Source organism: Blautia wexlerae (genome assembly GCF_013300825.1).
Classification (GTDB): domain Bacteria; phylum Bacillota; class Clostridia; order Lachnospirales; family Lachnospiraceae; genus Blautia_A; species Blautia_A wexlerae_B.
Map to the genome: position 1 here is coordinate 157473 of NZ_JAAIMY010000003.1, position 17614 is coordinate 175086.

At 42.1% G+C, this 17614-nt stretch carries 17 protein-coding genes; all 17 read left to right on the top strand.

The features are described from left to right. Window positions 1-7: 7 nt before the first annotated feature. The 17 genes from G4417_RS03060 to G4417_RS03140 all read left to right on the top strand — a co-directional run bounded on the left by G4417_RS03060 (window position 8) and on the right by G4417_RS03140 (window position 17488). Window positions 8-760 (top strand): SpoIIIAH-like family protein, encoded by a 753-nt coding sequence (locus tag G4417_RS03060; protein WP_173682588.1) that lies wholly within the window; start codon window positions 8-10, stop codon window positions 758-760. A gap of 155 nt (window positions 761-915) precedes the next feature. Next, a complete protein-coding gene (locus tag G4417_RS03065) occupies window positions 916-2505 on the top strand; it encodes a peptide chain release factor 3 (protein WP_173682589.1) in 1590 nt (529 codons plus the stop codon). Between the two features lie 68 nt (window positions 2506-2573). Beyond that, complete coding sequence (locus G4417_RS03070) at window positions 2574-2960, top strand: Asp23/Gls24 family envelope stress response protein (protein ID WP_173682590.1); 387 nt, start codon at window positions 2574-2576, stop codon at window positions 2958-2960. Between the two features lie 64 nt (window positions 2961-3024). Continuing rightward, complete coding sequence (gene nusB, locus G4417_RS03075) at window positions 3025-3447, top strand: transcription antitermination factor NusB (RefSeq protein ID WP_173682591.1); 423 nt, start codon at window positions 3025-3027, stop codon at window positions 3445-3447. Continuing rightward, window positions 3444-4673, top strand: coding sequence for an exodeoxyribonuclease VII large subunit (gene xseA / locus G4417_RS03080; RefSeq protein WP_173682592.1), 1230 nt, complete (start codon window positions 3444-3446; stop codon window positions 4671-4673). The genes nusB and xseA overlap by 4 nt, the downstream gene beginning before the upstream one ends. Then, the gene (gene xseB / locus G4417_RS03085) at window positions 4651-4890 is read left to right on the top strand and encodes an exodeoxyribonuclease VII small subunit (RefSeq protein WP_173682593.1); all 240 of its coding nucleotides are present in this window, start codon (window positions 4651-4653) and stop codon (window positions 4888-4890) included. Before xseA ends, xseB begins: the two co-directional genes overlap by 23 nt. Next, a complete protein-coding gene (locus G4417_RS03090) occupies window positions 4874-5761 on the top strand; it encodes a polyprenyl synthetase family protein (protein ID WP_173682594.1) in 888 nt (295 codons plus the stop codon). The genes xseB and G4417_RS03090 overlap by 17 nt, the downstream gene beginning before the upstream one ends. Before the next feature lie 13 nt (window positions 5762-5774). Further along, window positions 5775-7646, top strand: a complete 1872-nt coding sequence (dxs, locus tag G4417_RS03095; protein WP_173682595.1) for a 1-deoxy-D-xylulose-5-phosphate synthase — start codon at window positions 5775-5777, stop codon at window positions 7644-7646. After that, window positions 7643-8452 carry a TlyA family RNA methyltransferase gene (locus tag G4417_RS03100; protein ID WP_173682596.1) on the top strand — a complete coding sequence of 270 codons (810 nt, stop codon included), beginning with the start codon at window positions 7643-7645 and terminating at the stop codon, window positions 8450-8452. Before dxs ends, G4417_RS03100 begins: the two co-directional genes overlap by 4 nt. Before the next feature lie 23 nt (window positions 8453-8475). Next, window positions 8476-9336, top strand: a complete 861-nt coding sequence (locus G4417_RS03105; RefSeq protein WP_173682597.1) for an NAD(+)/NADH kinase — start codon at window positions 8476-8478, stop codon at window positions 9334-9336. An 18-nt stretch (window positions 9337-9354) separates the two neighbouring features. Next, the gene (gene argR, locus G4417_RS03110) at window positions 9355-9813 is read left to right on the top strand and encodes an arginine repressor (protein ID WP_173682598.1); all 459 of its coding nucleotides are present in this window, start codon (window positions 9355-9357) and stop codon (window positions 9811-9813) included. Between the two features lie 93 nt (window positions 9814-9906). Then, window positions 9907-11598: a DNA repair protein RecN gene (gene recN, locus G4417_RS03115; protein ID WP_173682599.1), complete on the top strand. Its 1692-nt coding sequence runs from the start codon at window positions 9907-9909 to the stop codon at window positions 11596-11598. 154 nt (window positions 11599-11752) lie between these two features. Beyond that, entirely contained in the window at window positions 11753-12994 is a 1242-nt protein-coding gene (gene spoIVB, locus G4417_RS03120; protein ID WP_243872055.1) for a SpoIVB peptidase, read from the top strand. A 196-nt stretch (window positions 12995-13190) separates the two neighbouring features. Further along, a complete protein-coding gene (spo0A, locus tag G4417_RS03125) occupies window positions 13191-13997 on the top strand; it encodes a sporulation transcription factor Spo0A (protein WP_173682601.1) in 807 nt (268 codons plus the stop codon). A gap of 53 nt (window positions 13998-14050) precedes the next feature. After that, window positions 14051-15499, top strand: a complete 1449-nt coding sequence (glgA, locus tag G4417_RS03130; RefSeq protein ID WP_173682602.1) for a glycogen synthase GlgA — start codon at window positions 14051-14053, stop codon at window positions 15497-15499. A 340-nt stretch (window positions 15500-15839) separates the two neighbouring features. Continuing rightward, entirely contained in the window at window positions 15840-16904 is a 1065-nt protein-coding gene (gene recA / locus G4417_RS03135; RefSeq protein WP_173682603.1) for a recombinase RecA, read from the top strand. After that, window positions 16901-17488 carry a regulatory protein RecX gene (locus G4417_RS03140; RefSeq protein ID WP_173682604.1) on the top strand — a complete coding sequence of 196 codons (588 nt, stop codon included), beginning with the start codon at window positions 16901-16903 and terminating at the stop codon, window positions 17486-17488. Before recA ends, G4417_RS03140 begins: the two co-directional genes overlap by 4 nt. Window positions 17489-17614 lie beyond the last annotated feature (126 nt).

Consider the following 17614-nt stretch of genomic DNA (forward strand, 5'->3'; position numbering starts at 1 on the left):
GAGTAATGTGAAAAAAGTCATTGGAAAAAATCAGGTCATCATTACATCACTGGCAATTCTTATTGCAGTAGCAGGATATCTGAACTTTGCGGATGTAGATCTTGGATTCAGGGATAAGGAGGCGAGTACGGACAGCAGCAGTATCCTTGAAGATGCGGGGTACGATATTACAGATGAAACGGCTCTTCTGGATGAAAATCAGACAGATGGAGGTCTGACTGATAACAGTTTTACAGACAGTCAGGAAACAGATACTCCCGGGGAAGCTGTGTTTACAGGGGCTACAGGATTTGCTGCACAGGCAAAGATCAGCAGAGAACAGGTGCGTTCTCAGAATAAGGCAGATCTGCAGGATATTATCAACAATGAAGAGATTGATGATGAAGAGAAGCAGGAAGCAATACATACGATGGTTTCTATGACAGATCTCTCAGAAAAGGAAGCGGCAGCAGAGCTTTTGCTGGAGGCGAAGGGCTTTAAGGATGTGGTCGTAAATCTTACAGGCGAAACTGCAGATGTTGTGATTCCGCAAACAGAGCTTTCTGATGCACAGCGGGCACAGATTGAAGATATTGTAAAGAGAAAAACAGGAATTGCGGCAGAGAATATTGTGATCACTCCGTTGAAGGAGAGTGAAGATGCAGAGGCCACAGCACAGACAGATGAAACAGCAGCGAATGTTTCTGATGAGGAAGACAGTGAGACATCTGCGCAGCCATATGAGGATACTACGATTGATACAACTGATATTTACGACTGACATTTTGATATGAATATGCGAACATATATCTTGACAGAAAAGAGGTGCATATACTAGAATAGGAATGCTGTAAAAAAATAGAAAACGTAACTGATACCGGCTGCTGTCGGTGTTTTATGCAAACAATTATAAGAAATCGCAACAGGAGGCTAAACGTGTCTAAGTATACGAATGAAATAGAAAAAAGAAGAACATTTGCCATTATTTCCCATCCGGATGCAGGTAAAACTACACTGACTGAGAAATTCCTGCTGTATGGCGGAGCAATCAATCTTGCCGGAAGTGTCAAAGGTAAGGCAACAGCCCGCCATGCAGTATCAGATTGGATGGAAATCGAGAAAGAGAGAGGTATTTCCGTTACTTCCTCTGTTCTGCAGTTTCATTATGATGGTTACTGCATTAATATTCTGGATACACCGGGACATCAGGATTTCTCAGAGGATACTTACCGTACATTGATGGCAGCGGATTCCGCAGTTATGGTAATCGACGGTTCCAAGGGTGTAGAGGCACAGACCAGAAAACTTTTTAAGGTCTGCGTGATGCGCCATATCCCGATTTTTACATTTATCAATAAGATGGACCGCGATGCAAACGATACATTTGATCTCCTTGATGAGATCGAGAAAGAACTTGGTATCGCAACCTGTCCGATTAACTGGCCAATCGGTTCCGGCAAGAAATTCCGCGGTGTTTATGACCGTAATACAGAGAAGATCCTTACTTTCTCTGACACACAGAAAGGTACCAAAGAAGGTGTGATCGAAGAAATCCCGTTAAGTGACAGCCGTGCAGATGAGATTATGGATCCGGAGCAGAAAGCACAGCTTCTTGATGAGATTGAGCTTCTGGACGGAGCAAGTGCAGATTTTGACCAGGAACTGGTAAGCAAAGGTAAGCTGACACCTGTATTTTTCGGTTCTGCACTGACAAACTTTGGTGTGGAAACATTTCTGGAACATTTCCTGAAGATGACAACTTCACCGCTTCCGAGAGAGTCTGATATTGGGGAAATTGATCCTATGGATGATGATTTCTCAGCATTTGTATTTAAAATCCAGGCAAACATGAACAAGGCACACAGAGACAGGATCGCATTTATGAGAATCTGTTCCGGTAAATTTGACGCTTCCCAGGAAGTATATCATGTGCAGGGCGATAAAAAAATGCGTCTGCTTCAGCCGCAGCAGATGATGGCTGAATCCCGCCATGTAGTAGAGGAAGCATATGCAGGAGATATCATTGGTGTCTTTGATCCGGGTATCTTTTCCATCGGAGACACAATCTGTGCACCTGGCAAAAAGTTTGCATTTGAAGGTATTCCTACATTTGCACCGGAACATTTTGCAAGAGTCCGCCAGATTGATACTATGAAGAGAAAACAGTTTGTCAAAGGTATTAATCAGATCGCACAGGAAGGTGCTATCCAGATTTTTCAGGAGTTTAATACCGGTATGGAGGAGATTATCGTAGGTGTTGTAGGTGTTCTGCAGTTTGATGTCCTGAAATACCGTCTGGAAAATGAATATAACGTAGATATCCGCCTGGAGACACTTCCATATGAGCATATCCGCTGGATTGCAAATAAGGAAGAAGTAAAAGTGGACAAGATCGTTGGAACCTCTGATATGAAGAAAGTTACTGATCTTAAGGGAAACCCACTGCTTCTTTTTGTAAATTCCTGGAGCGTAGGTATGACAGAAGACAGAAATCCTGGTTTAATATTAACGGAATTCAGCAAATAACCCTTTTCATTTATCTGTCGATTTGGTATAATGGACAAAGATTAAAGAATCCCTCAGGAGGTTTTCAGATGGCAGAGAAAAGAACAACATATAAAATACAGGATTTAGGCGGCATTGGTGAGGTTCAGATTGCAGATGAAGTGGTCGCTATCATTGCCGGACTTGCTGCTACAGAAGTAGCCGGGGTTGCTTCTATGGCAGGAAATATCACAAATGAGCTGGTAAGTAAACTTGGAATGAAGAATCTTTCCAAAGGTGTTAAGGTTACTGTACTCGAAGGAGTTGTGACAGTAGACCTGAACCTGAATATCGAATATGGTAAGAACATTCTTGAGACAAGTAAGAAGGTTCAGGAGAAAGTGAAATCATCCATAGAGAATATGACAGGTCTTGAGGTTGCAGATGTTAATATTCATATTGCCAGTGTAGATATGGAGAACGAAAAAGGAAAGTAACCCTTTCCTTTTTTGTGTACTTAAGAGATATATAGAAAGGAAAGCTGTTTATACAGCGGGAATTATGCGAAGAAGAGAGCAGAGAGAACATATTTTTAAATTACTGTTCATGACAGAATTTAATTCAGAGGAAGAGATGAGTGAACAGCTTTCACTCTATTTTGACACTCTGGAGGAACTTTCAGAGAAAGATCAGGAGTATATGAGCCGGAAATACCGTCATGTGCTTGAAAAATTAGACGAGATTGATGCAATGTTAAATGAGACAAGCAATGGATGGAAGACAAAAAGAATGAGCCGCGTTGATCTGACGGCTCTGCGTCTGGCAGTGTATGAACTGAAATATGACAAAGATGTACCTACAGGTGTGGCTATCAATGAGGCGGTGGAGCTTGCCAAACGTTTTGGCGGTGAGACATCCGGTTCCTTTGTAAACGGTATCCTTGGCAAGATCGCCAACAGTGAAAGCAAAGAGAAACCAGAATGAAAAACACATATTCTGTAGGGCAGGTAAACCGTTATATCAAAAATATGTTTACCCAGGATTACTTACTGCAGAAGATTTATGTAAAAGGAGAGGTGTCCAATTGTAAATACCATACAAGCGGACACATCTATTTTTCCCTGAAAGATGAGACAGGAACATTGAATTGTGTGATGTTTGCCGGACACCGACGGGGACTTGCATTTGCCATGAAAAATGGTGATAAGGTGATCGTTGGCGGGAGCGTGGATGTATATGAACGCGACGGCCGCTATCAGATGTATGCAAAGGAAATTACTCTGGAAGGTGCAGGTGCTTTGTATGAGAGATATCTTGCGCTGAAACAGGAACTTGAAGATATGGGAATGTTTGCGCAGGAGTACAAGCAGCCCATTCCGAGATTTATCAGACGTCTGGGTGTGGTAACTGCACCGACAGGTGCGGCTGTTCAGGATATCCGCAATATTTCCTATCGAAGAAATCCCTATTTACAGATTATTTTATATCCGGCTCTTGTTCAGGGGGCAGGTGCGGCAGAGAGTATTGTAAAAGGAATACGGATGCTTGACAGAACAGATGTGGACGTGATTATTGTGGGAAGAGGCGGAGGTTCCATTGAAGACCTCTGGGCATTTAATGAGGAAATCGTTGCCAGGGCTATTTTTGAGTGTCGTACTCCCATTATTTCCGCAGTAGGTCATGAAACGGATTTTACAATTGCTGACTTCGCTGCTGATCTGCGTGCACCCACTCCTTCTGCTGCTGCAGAGCTTGCAGTAGATGATTACAGAAGTGTGGTTGAGGCACTGAGTATTTACAGGCAGCGTATATATCGTGCGATGAGCGGCAAGGCAGATCTGTACCACAGCAGACTGGAGCATTTTCAGACAAAATTCGTCTATCTGAGCCCGGAGAACAGGCTGCGGGAACAGAGACAGCGTCTGGCAGATATGGAGAATGCCATGCAGAATGGAATGAACAGGAAACTTCAGGATGAGAAATACAGATTGTCTGTTTATCTGGAACGTTTTGCAGGTCTTTCACCCTTAAAGAAACTGAATCAGGGATACTCTTATGTGTCAGATAAAAACAAAAAGACACTGACAAGTGTAGAACAGGTACAAAATGGGGATACCATTTATATAGCTGTGACAGATGGTACGATAGAAGCAAATGTTACAGGTACGGTGAAAGAGGAGAGAATCTATGGCGAAGAAAGAAAACAGTAAGCAGTTACAGGAGGAGAAGCCTCTGGAAGAGATGTTTGCAGAACTGGATTTGCTAGCTGAAAAACTGGAAGACAGGGACACATCGCTGGAGGATTCTTTCAGACTGTACAGACAGGGCATGGAACTTTTGAAACTCTGCAGCGGGAAGCTGGATACAGTGGAGAAAAAAATGCTGCAGCTTAATGAGGATGGTACGTTTAGTGAATTTTCAAGATGAATTAACAAAGAGAACGGAAGAAACAGAGAAGACGATCAGAAGTTATCTGCCGGCAGAAGAAGGATTTGCCAGAACAATGGCCCAGGCTATGAATTATAGTATGCTGGCAGGCGGTAAGCGTCTGCGGCCTATGCTGATCAGTGAGACATACGGTTTATTTGGTGGTAAAGAAGAAACTGTAAAACCATTTATGGCAGGAATAGAGATGATCCATACTCATTCTCTGATCCACGATGATCTTCCTGCACTGGATAATGATGATTACAGGCGTGGCAGACTGACCACGCATAAAGTGTACGGGGAAGCCATGGGAGTGTTAAGTGGTGTTGCGCTGCTTAATTATGCATATGAAACCATGTTTCAGGCATTTTCCCTGACAGAAGAACCGGACCGGGTAATCCGGGCGTTGAGAGTAATCTCAGAGAAAACAGGTATTTATGGAATGCTTGGCGGGCAGAGCGTTGATGTGGAAAATGACGGAAAGCCTCTTGAGAAAGAGATACTTGACTATATTTACAAGAACAAGACATCAGCGCTGATTGAAGCAGCTATGATGACAGGTGCGATCCTTGCAGGGGCAGATGAACAGGAAGTATCTGTAGTAGAGGAAGCTGCAGAAAATATCGGACTGGCTTTCCAGATCCAGGATGACATCCTGGATGTGACCAGTACAGTGGAAGAACTGGGCAAGCCGATACACAGTGATGAGAAGAATAATAAGGTTACTTATGTGACTCTTTTTGGAACAGAGAAGGCTTCTGCACAGGTGGAAGAACTTTCGAAGAAGGCAATCGATCTGTTGAAAAGCCTGAATAAAAATAATGAATTTCTGTATTTGTTAATTGAGAAATTAATAAACCGCAGAAAATAAAGGAAGGATACAAATGATTCTGGAAAAGATTAAGAAACCCAATGATATCCATAAGATACCATTGGAAGATTTCGAGCCTCTGGCAGCGGAGATCAGAGACTTTTTAATCCGGTCAGTAAGTCAGACGGGAGGACATCTCGCCTCGAATCTGGGAGTTGTGGAGCTGACGCTGGCTCTTCATAATGTGCTGGATTTTCCGGAAGACAAACTAATCTGGGATGTAGGACATCAGGCATATACACATAAGATTCTTACCGGAAGAAAAGATGAATTTAAGAATCTCCGGCAGGAGGGCGGATTAAGCGGTTTTCCAAAGAGAAAAGAGAGTGACTGTGATGCATATGATGCAGGACACAGTTCTAATTCGATTTCGGCAGGACTGGGATATGTGCGTGCCAGGGATATTCTGGGACAGAAGCATTATGTGGTTTCTGTGATCGGAGACGGTGCCCTTACCGGAGGAATGGCGTATGAGGCATTAAACAACGCAGCAGAGCTAAAGACAAATTTTATTATTATCATAAATGACAATAACATGTCTATTTCCAGAAATGTAGGGGGAATGTCTACGTATCTGAGTGTTCTTCGTACCGCAGAGGCTTATACAGGAATGAAGCTGGGTGTGACAAAGACACTGAAGAAGGTTCCGAAGGTAGGGACAGCTCTGGTGGATACCATGAGAAAAACCAAAAGCAGTATCAAGCAGCTTTTCATTCCAGGAATGTTGTTTGAAAACATGGGGCTGACATATCTGGGACCTGTTGATGGTCATAATATGCGTCAGATGATGAAGCTTTTTAACGAAGCAAAACGGGTAGAGGGACCGGTAGTCGTTCATGTTCTGACAAAGAAGGGAAAAGGATACGGGCCTGCAAGTGCCCATCCGGACAGATTTCATGGAACCGGACCTTTTGATATTAAAACAGGCCGGGCACTTCAGAGGAAAACAGTACCGGGTTATACAGATGTCTTTTCACGAACACTGGTTTTTCTTGGCGAGAAGAATAAAAAACTGACTGCCATTACTGCAGCTATGCCGGATGGAACCGGGCTTGTGGAATTTTCCAGAAGATTTCCGGACAGATTTTTTGATGTGGGAATCGCGGAGGAACATGCGGTAAGCTTTGCGGCAGGTCTTGCTCTTGGCGGTCTGATCCCTGTTGTTGCGATTTATTCATCTTTTCTGCAGCGTGCCGTAGATCAGATTTTGCATGATGTGTGTATGCAGAATCTGCATGTAATTTTTGCCATTGACAGAGCAGGACTGGTAGGGGCTGATGGCGAGACACATCAGGGTTGTTTTGATTTGTCTTATCTGTCTATGATGCCGAATATGACGGTTTTGGCACCGAAGAATGACAGAGAACTGGAAGAGATGCTTACATTTGCAGTAAACTTTGACGGACCAGTTGCAATCCGTTATCCCAGAGGTAGTGCCTATCAGGGAATGCAGGAGTATCAGAAGCCTGTGGAATACGGCAGAAGTGAGGTTATTCACAGAGGAAAACAAGTTGCCGTCCTGGGAGTGGGAAGCATGATTCCGTCCTGTGTGGAAATCTGTAAGGAACTGAAGGAAGACGGCTATGATCCTACGTTTGTAAATGCCAGATTTGTGAAACCGCTGGATGTGGAACTTCTTGATGGACTGGCAAAGGATCACAGTTTGTTTGTGACAGTAGAAGAGAACGTGAAAAGTGGTGGTTACGGAGAACATGTATCCGCTTATATGGAAGCCTGTCATCCGGAAACAAGGGTGTTATCAGCAGCAGTCTGGGATCGTTTTGTACCTCAGGGAAGTGTGGACAGTCTGCGTAATCGGATTGGTCTTGGTGTGGAGGATATCAGACAGGCAATAGAAGATAGTGAGGAATTAAAAGAACAATGAAGAAACGTTTAGATATGCTTATGATGGAACGTTCCCTTGCGCCATCCCGTGAGAAAGCAAAGGCATTCATCATGGCAGGTGATGTATATGTTGATGGTCAGAAAGAAGACAAGGCGGGTACCATGTTCCCGGAGACTGTAAAGATTGAGGTCAGAGGAAATACTCTTCCATATGTAAGCCGTGGCGGGTTGAAGCTTGAAAAGGCTATGAAGAACTTTGATGTAACATTGGAAGGAAAGGTCTGTATGGATGTAGGTGCATCTACCGGCGGTTTTACAGATTGTATGCTCCAGAACGGAGCGGTAAAAGTTTATTCTATTGACGTAGGATACGGACAGCTTGACTGGAAACTTCGCAATGATCCGCGTGTAGTTTGTATGGAAAAGACCAATATCCGCTATGTGGTACCGGAGAATATGGGAGAACCGGCAGATTTTTCATCAATTGATGTGTCTTTTATTTCTCTTACAAAAGTACTGCTTCCTGTAAGAAATCTTCTGACAGATGAGGGTGAGATCGTATGTCTGATCAAGCCGCAGTTTGAGGCGGGTAGAGAGAAAGTCGGAAAGAAAGGTGTCGTAAGAGATCCTGCTGTTCATCAGGAGGTGATTGAAAAAGTGCGCGATTATGCCATGAGCATTTTCATGGAACCCTGTCATCTCTCTTTTTCACCGATTAAAGGACCAGAGGGTAATATAGAATATCTTCTTCATCTGAAAAAACACCAGGAAGGTACTGAAATTACTGACAGTCTGCAGGTATCCGTAGAAGCTGTGGTGGCAGAGGCTCATGGACAGTTGGATTAAGGAGACTGGATCGGGAAGAAACTATGGACAGGTTTTATATTATTACAAATAGCGATAAGGATCCCAAACTTGAGATCACAGGTAAAATTGCGGATTATCTGAGAGCACATCACAGAAACTGTGAGGTACAGCAGGCAGAGAGAAAACATGAGGGTTCCTATCATTATACAGATCCTGATAAGATTCCGGATAATACACAGTGTATCATTGTCCTGGGAGGAGACGGTACACTTCTCCAGGCTGCAAGGGATGTGGTGCATAAGGAAATACCGCTTCTTGGAATTAATCTGGGAAATCTGGGGTTTCTTGCAGGAGTGGATCAGACATCTCTGTACAGTGCGCTGGATCAGTTGATGGCAGATGATTACGAGGTAGAAGAACGTATGATGTTGGAAGGAAGAGTGTATCGTGGCAGGAAACTGATAGGACAGGATATTTCATTGAATGATATTGTAATCGGCAGAGATGGTCATCTCCGCGTGGTTCGGTTCAAGAATTATGTAAATGATGTTTACCTCAATTCTTATAATGCAGATGGGATTATTATTTCCACTCCTACCGGATCTACCGGATACAGTCTGTCAGCGGGTGGTCCTATCGTATCACCCAATGCTGCGATGACGATCATGACTCCCATAGCCCCTCATACGTTGAATACAAGAAGTATTATTTTTCCGGCACAGGATGTGATTACTGTGGAGATAGGAAAAGGAAGACATTGTGACTGCGAAAAGGGAATCGCATCTTTTGACGGAGATACATTTATTCCCATGATTACGGGTGACTGTATAAAGATACGGCAGGCGGAGGTAAAGACGAAAATCCTGAAGCTGAATCATTTAAGCTTTGTGGAGGTATTACGCCGGAAGATGAGAGACAGCTGATCAGCAGGAGGAAATAGGTTGAAAGTTGCGAGACATGAGAAAATTATTGAACTGATTCATCAGTATGACATTGATACACAGGAAGAACTGGCATCCAGACTTAATGAGGCAGGATTTAAGGTAACGCAGGCGACTGTTTCCAGAGATATCCGTGCCCTTAAGCTGACAAAAGTGGCAGGAAAGGACGGAAAGTCCCGTTATGCCATTATTAATAATGAATCCGGAAGTCTTGGAGAAAAATATACAAGAGTACTGGAAGATACTCTGCTTTCTATTGATGTGGGACAGAATATCATTGTGATAAAAACCGTTTCAGGAATGGCCATGGGCGTGGCAGCAGCGCTGGATGCGCTGAAATGGCCGGAGATACTGGGATGTATTGCGGGTGATGATACGATTATGTGTGCCGCAAAGAATGCAGACATGGCAATGGGAGCAGCAGAGAAACTGAGGAGCTTTGTGAGGCTGAATAAGTGATCACTCTGAATAAAGTAACTGCTCTGTTCAGTACTTTCGCAGTTACAGTTCTGAATTTTGATATTATAAATGACTTGATTATGGAGGCAATAAATGTTAGCTCATCTGCATGTAAAGAATCTTGCACTGATAGAAGAAATAGAAGTGGAATTTGGTCCCGGACTGAATATCCTGACAGGTGAGACAGGAGCAGGTAAATCTATCCTTCTGGGATCTATGCAGTTGATTCTGGGAGCAAAAACTTCTAAAAATATGATAAGGGAAAATGCAGCCTATGCACTTGTGGAACTGCTTTTTCAGGTAGAGAATGAGAAAGTACTGGAGGCATTGAAAGAACTGGATATCTGCCCTGAGGATGGACAGGTACTTCTGTCCAGAAAGATCATGGATGGAAGAAGCATCAACAAGATAAACGGAGAGACAAGCACTGTAGGTCAGATGAAGGCAGCCGCAGCCTGTCTTTTGGATATCCATGGACAGCATGAACATCAGTCTCTTCTGTATCAGGATAAGCAGCTTGCAATTCTGGATGCATATGGAAAAGAAAAGATTCTTCCTGCAAAAGAAAAAGTATCCCAGGCATATAAAGAATACAGTAAATGTAAGACGGAATTAAATTCCATGAATATGGATGAAGAGCAGAGAAACCGTGAGCTTGCTTTTCTGGAATTTGAGATTAAAGAAATTGAAAAAGCAGATCTTAAGCCGGGAGAGGATGAGGAACTGGAAGCACAGTACAGAAAAATGAGCAATGCTAAACTTATTATAGATTCCCTGCAGCTTGTACATAATCTTACAGGCTATGAAAGCAAAGAAGGTGCAGGTGAGACGGTTGGAGAGGCACTCAGAGAATTTTCTCATGTCACACAATATGATTCGGAACTCTTATCTCTTGCAGAAACACTTACTTCGGTGGATAGTCTGCTGAATGATTTTAACAGAGAATTATCCGCTTATCTGGAGAATCTGACCTTTGACGAGGGGGAATTCTATGAGATGGAGAGACGTCTGGATCTGATCAATGGGCTGAAAGCAAAATACGGACATACGATTGAGGATGTTCTCGCCTATCGGAAACTTCAGGAAGAAAAACTGGAAAAATTACGCAAATATGAAGAGAATTTACAGGAATTAAAAGACAGTCTCAAAGAACTGGAGAATATTCTTGAGAAAAAGTCGGATGAATTATCAGAAATCCGCAAAGAATACAGTAAGCAGCTTGAAAGGAAGATTGTTCAGGGACTGAAAGATTTAAACTTTCTGGATGTAGATTTTTCCATTGATTTCCAGAAAAAGAAAAATTATGCAGACAATGGAACAGATGATATCCAGTATCTGATTTCCACAAATCCCGGAGAAAGCCAAAAGCCATTGGGACAGATTGTATCCGGTGGTGAATTATCGCGAATTATGCTTGCATTAAAAGCAATCCTCGCAGACAGAGACCAGATTGAAACTCTGATATTTGATGAGATCGACACTGGTATCAGTGGAAGAACTGCACAGAAAGTGTCTGAGAAGATGGCAGTGATCGGACAGCATCATCAGGTATTGTGTATTACACATCTGCCGCAGATTGCAGCTATGGCAGACAGTCATTTCGAAATTGAGAAACATCTGCAGGGAACAGAAACCATCACCCAGATTCATGTACTTGAGGAAAATGATTCCATCCGTGAACTGGCAAGGCTGTTAGGCGGCGCAAAAATCACACCTGCGGTTCTTGAGAACGCAAAAGAAATGAAAGAATTGGCACAGAAACAAAAAAATACAAGACTCAAATAAAATAATTGACCACATACTAAGAGAGGATAATCTTTATGACGGATTGTTCTCTCTTATTTTTGTATCTTCCGGGTTGGCTGTGATGGGAAGTGTTCTGTAGCAATTCTACAGTTGCAGAATTTCATAAATATAGAATGAAAGGATGTGCATAACAATGAACAAAAGAAAATACAGATTTTTTGTTATCTGTTGTCTTGTGCTGGATCTGTTGGTGATAATGATATCAGGTTACAGATATCTGGACAGAAAGATACCTGACGAAATTCAGATTCCCAGAGGCAGAAAAACAGAAGATGTCACAGAAGTTTTGTCAACACCGCTTGTTACATTTGAAGAAGCAGTCACTGTTTCACAGGATGGAGGCTATATTCTGCCCTGTAAACTTTTGGGTTATATTCCATTTAAGGAAATAAAAGTAACACCTGCAGATGATCAGGAAGTTTATGTCAGCGGAAGCACTATAGGAATTTATATGCAAACAGAAGGTGTTCTGGTGATTGATACCGGTGAGATTCAGAATCGGAATGGTGAGACAGAGGAGCCTGCGAGAAATATTATCAGACAGGGAGATTATATTATCTCATTTAACGGCGAAAAAATCTCCACAAAAAGAGAACTGATAGATGACATCTCAGAATTTGATGGCAGCGAAGTTACACTGGGGATAAGCCGCAAAGGAGAGAGTATTCCTGTATCAGTAACTCCTGTAAAAGATAAAAAAGGAGACTATAAACTTGGAATCTGGGTAAGAGATGACACGCAGGGAATAGGAACACTTACCTACGTAGATCAGAATGGTAATTATGGTGCCCTTGGTCATGGAATCAGCGATATTGACACAGCCCAGCTTCTGAATATCCGAAACGGAGCTTTGTATAAAGCCCGGATTCTTGCGATTAACAAGGGAAGCAAGGGCAATCCCGGCGAACTTGCAGGATACATCTGCTATGATAACAGAAATATTCTTGGAACTATCGAAGTAAACAGCAGAAACGGAATTTATGGTCAGTTCACCGGGATTGCAGATGATACGATCACTTTGAAAAAAATGTCGATTGCGTATAAACAGGAAGTAAAACCCGGACCTGCCACAATCCTCTGCTGCACAGATGGACAGGTCAGAGAATATGATGCAAAGATCAGAAAAATAGATTTAAATCATGAGGATACCAACAAAAGTTTTGTAATACAGGTGACAGATGAAGAATTGTTGGAAGCTACAGGCGGAATTGTTCAGGGACTGAGTGGCAGCCCGGTTATCCAGAATGGAAAAGTAATTGGTGCGGTAACCCATGTATTTGTCCAGGATGCCTCCAGCGGATATGGAATCTTTATTGAAAATATGCTGAAAAATACAAAAAAGACTCTTTTAACTGATTTTCAGAATGTGAAATGAAAATCTGATTGCTGTCGAAAAATATCGGATGTTGGAGAAAAATGGAAATTTGGGAAAAACAAGCGCTTAATATGTCGACATAAAATAGGACAAATTTCCCTCTGCGTCTTGATTTTTCCGTAATCATTCCTCTATAATATGTAATGAACTGAAAAAGAAAAGAGATTTATTGAAGAATTGGGGAGGAGTGAACCTTATGGAAAAATTAAATGTGGCAGTTGCAGATGATAATGAGAAAATGGTGGAAGTACTTGGTCAGATTATAGAAGAAGACAAAGATCTGGAACTTGTGGGAAAAGCGCATAATGGAGAAGAAATCTGTAATATTATACGCGAAAAAGAACCGGATGTTGTGGTTCTGGACATTATTATGCCGAAAATGGACGGACTGGCAGTGATGGAGAAATTTGCCCATGACAAAAGTCTCAAAAAGATCCCGGCATTTATTGTAGTTTCTGCAGTCGGACAGGAGCGTATTACGGAAAATGCATTTAATCTCGGGGCGGATTATTATATTCTGAAGCCCTTTGACAACCAGATGCTCCTCAACCGTATTAAACATGTGCGCAGAGCCGGTGAGAGGAGAATGCGTCAGCTCAGCCGCAAGCCTGAAAGAACAGAAGATAATCCGGTACCTGTAAGAAATCTGGAAACAGACGTAACAAATATCATTCATGAGGTAGGAGTACCTGCACATATTAAAGGATACCAGTATTTGAGAGATGCCATTATCCTCTCGGTCAATGACATGGAGATGCTCAATTCCATTACCAAGATACTGTATCCCACTATTGCAAAGAAACACCAGACAACAGCCAGCAGAGTAGAACGGGCTATCAGACATGCCATTGAAGTTGCCTGGAGCAGAGGAAAAATGGATACAATAGATGAATTATTCGGTTACACAGTCAGCACAGGAAAGGGAAAACCTACAAATTCAGAATTTATTGCCCTGATCGCAGATAAAATCAGACTGGAATATAAAAATCGTTCTTTCCAATAGCCGTATTTTGGAGTATAATTATTCAATAAAGGCTACCAAGGAGGGTTTTTCGCATGAAAAATATTTTATTTGCAACATCTGAAGCTGTACCATTTATCAAAACAGGAGGTCTGGCAGATGTAGCTGGTTCATTGCCGAAATATTTTGATAAGAGATATTTTGATATTCGTGTGATCTTACCGAAATATGCCTGTATGAAACAGGAATGGAAAGATAAAATGAATTACATCACACATTTCTACATGGATTTTGGATACAAGAACTGCTATGTGGGAATCATGCATATGGAGTATGAAGGAATTCAGTTTTATTTTATTGATAATGAATATTATTTCAGCGGACCGAAACCATATGACGGCGGAACATGGGATCTGGAGAAATTCGCATTCTTCTCCAAAGCTGTGCTGTCAGTCCTTCCGGTTATCGGATTCAGACCGGATATTATACACTGTCATGACTGGCAGACGGGACTTGTTCCTGTATATCTGCATGACAGCTTCCAGCAGAATGAATTTTTCTGGAATATAAAGACGATCATGACTATACATAATCTTAAATTCCAGGGTGTATGGGATGTCCAGACAATCAAGAATATCACAGGACTGTCCGATTATTACTTTACAGCAGACAAACTGGAAGCATATAAAGATGCCAACTATCTGAAGGGCGGTATCGTGTTTGCAGACGCAGTCACTACTGTAAGTAATACTTATGCAGAGGAAATCAAAACACCATTCTATGGTGAAAAACTGGACGGTCTGATGTGTGCCCGCGCAAACAGTCTGCGGGGAATTGTGAATGGTATTGATTACAATGAATTTAATCCTGAAACAGACCGGTATATTACAAAGACCTACAATGCAACAACTTTCAGAAAAGAAAAGGTTAAGAACAAACTTCAATTGCAGAGAGATCTTGGATTACAGGAAGATCCGAAGACAATGATGATCGGTATTGTATCACGACTGACAGATCAGAAAGGATTTGATCTGATCGCATATGTGATGGATGAGTTATGTCAGGATGCGATACAGCTTGTGGTTCTTGGAACCGGTGATGAACGCTATGAGAATATGTTCCGTCACTTTGACTGGAAATATCATGGAAAAGTATCTGCGCAGATTTATTATGATGAGAAAATGTCTCACCGTATTTATGCATCAGCAGATGCATTTCTGATGCCGTCCTTATTTGAACCATGCGGCTTAAGTCAGTTAATGAGTCTCCGTTACGGAACACTTCCGATCGTCAGAGAGACAGGCGGACTGAAAGATACAGTCGTACCTTATAACGAATACGAAGGAACAGGAACAGGATTTTCTTTTAGAAATTACAATGCGCATGAGATGCTGGCAACAGTGCGCAATGCAGAGAGAATCTACTATGATAAGAAACGTGAGTGGAATAAAATGGTTGACCGCGCTATGGCGGCTGATTTCTCATGGGGTAATTCCGCACGTCAGTATGAAGAAATGTACAACTGGCTGATCGGTGATAAATAGAACAGGATTGTCATAAATAAATATTAAACATTACGAAAGAGCAGGGAATGTAAAAAAGCACATTTCCTGCTTTTACTGTTATGGTAACCTGCAAAAGCATATTTATAGCAATTCCATAAATTACTGCAAACAATCCAGTCCATCATAGCGTGAAGTCCTGCGTCAGTACGCCTGCAGATATCTTCCTTGTCCTTCGTACTCTGCTGAACTGTCTTGATTGTATTATTTTATGGAATTGCTATAGGCAGAATAAAAAGCTTGACATTTGACAGGAAGTATAATACTATAATGAATAGAAAACGAACATAAGTTCTTGAAGGGCTGAAGGAGATTAAAATAAATGATAAATGAAGAAAAGCAGAAAGCATTGGAAGCAGCGCTTGGACAGATTGAGAAACATTATGGGAAAGGATCAGTCATGAAACTCGGGGAATCCGGAGCTAACATGCAGGTGGAGACAGTTCCCACCGGATCTTTGAGCCTTGATATTGCACTTGGAGTAGGTGGTGTCCCCAAGGGACGTATCATCGAGATTTATGGACCGGAATCCAGTGGTAAGACAACCGTTGCACTTCACATGGTTGCGGAAGTGCAGAAACGAGGCGGCATTGCCGGATTTATTGATGCAGAACATGCTTTAGATCCTATTTATGCGAAAAATATCGGTGTAGATATCGATAATTTATACATATCACAGCCGGACAACGGAGAACAGGCACTTGAGATCACAGAAACTATGGTACGTTCCGGTGCAGTGGATATTGTGATCGTTGACTCTGTTGCAGCACTTGTGCCAAAAGCAGAGATTGACGGAGATATGGGTGACAGTCATGTAGGTCTTCAGGCCAGACTGATGTCACAGGCTCTCCGAAAACTTACAGCAGTGATCAGTAAATCTAATTGTGTAGTTATCTTTATCAACCAGCTTCGTGAGAAGGTTGGAGTTATGTTTGGAAATCCTGAGACAACGACAGGTGGACGTGCCTTGAAATTCTATTCATCTATCCGTATGGATGTCCGCAGAGTAGAGACACTGAAACAGGGTGGTGAGATGGTCGGAAACCACACCAGGATCAAAGTTGTGAAGAATAAGGTGGCTCCGCCATTTAAACAGGCAGAATTTGATATTATGTTCGGAACCGGTATTTCCAAAGAGGGAGATATTCTTGATCTGGCAGCAGAATGCGGAATTGTAAATAAGAGCGGTGCATGGTACGCATATAACGGAGACAAAATCGGACAAGGACGTGAGAATGCGAAAATTTTCCTGAAAGAGCATACAGATATCTGTGATGAGATTGAGAAACAGGTCAGAATCCATTATCATCTTCTTCCAGGTGAAGAAGGACAGACCGAAGAGGTAGCACCGACGGCAGGTGCCACATCGGATGATTCTGAGGAATGATTATGGGGAATTCGTCCGGAGATCTGAGAGAATTTCTCAGGAATGCAGAGGCTTTAAAGAGAAAGACTGTACAGAAACAACAGAAAAATTTAACAGAAGAACCTGAAGAATACAGAGACGCAAGGCGTAAAGCCATGCGTCTCTTAGAACATATGGATCGGACAGAACGAGGATTGAGAGAGAAGATGCGTCAGGCCGGTTTTGCTCCGCCGGCAATTGATTACGCTCTGGCATATGTAGAATCCTATGGATATATAGATGATGAACGATATGCCAGAACCTATATTGCATACAGAATGGATACAAAGAGCAGACAGAAGATCATTCAGGAATTGATGGGAAAAGGAATAGACAGGGAAACAGCAGTAAAGGCATGGGAGGAAGAAACTGCCTTAAATATGCCTGACGAAAAGGAAATACTTTATCGTGTTGTAGAAAAGAAATATCCGCCAGATACCGAATTGGATGAGAAAGCAATGCGTCGACTCTATGGCTATCTCATAAGGAGAGGATTTGGGTATTCGGATATTACAGATATTCTTGGAAATATGAATATCAGGATTGCACACACTGATGAAGTGTAGTGTATATCATCGTTCTGTAAGATGTCTGCATATATATGGGAAAAATATTCAAACAATTACCCTGAAAAACTTGACATAACTATGAAAAAAAGATAAACTTGTATTGTTGTATTTGTACAATGAAAA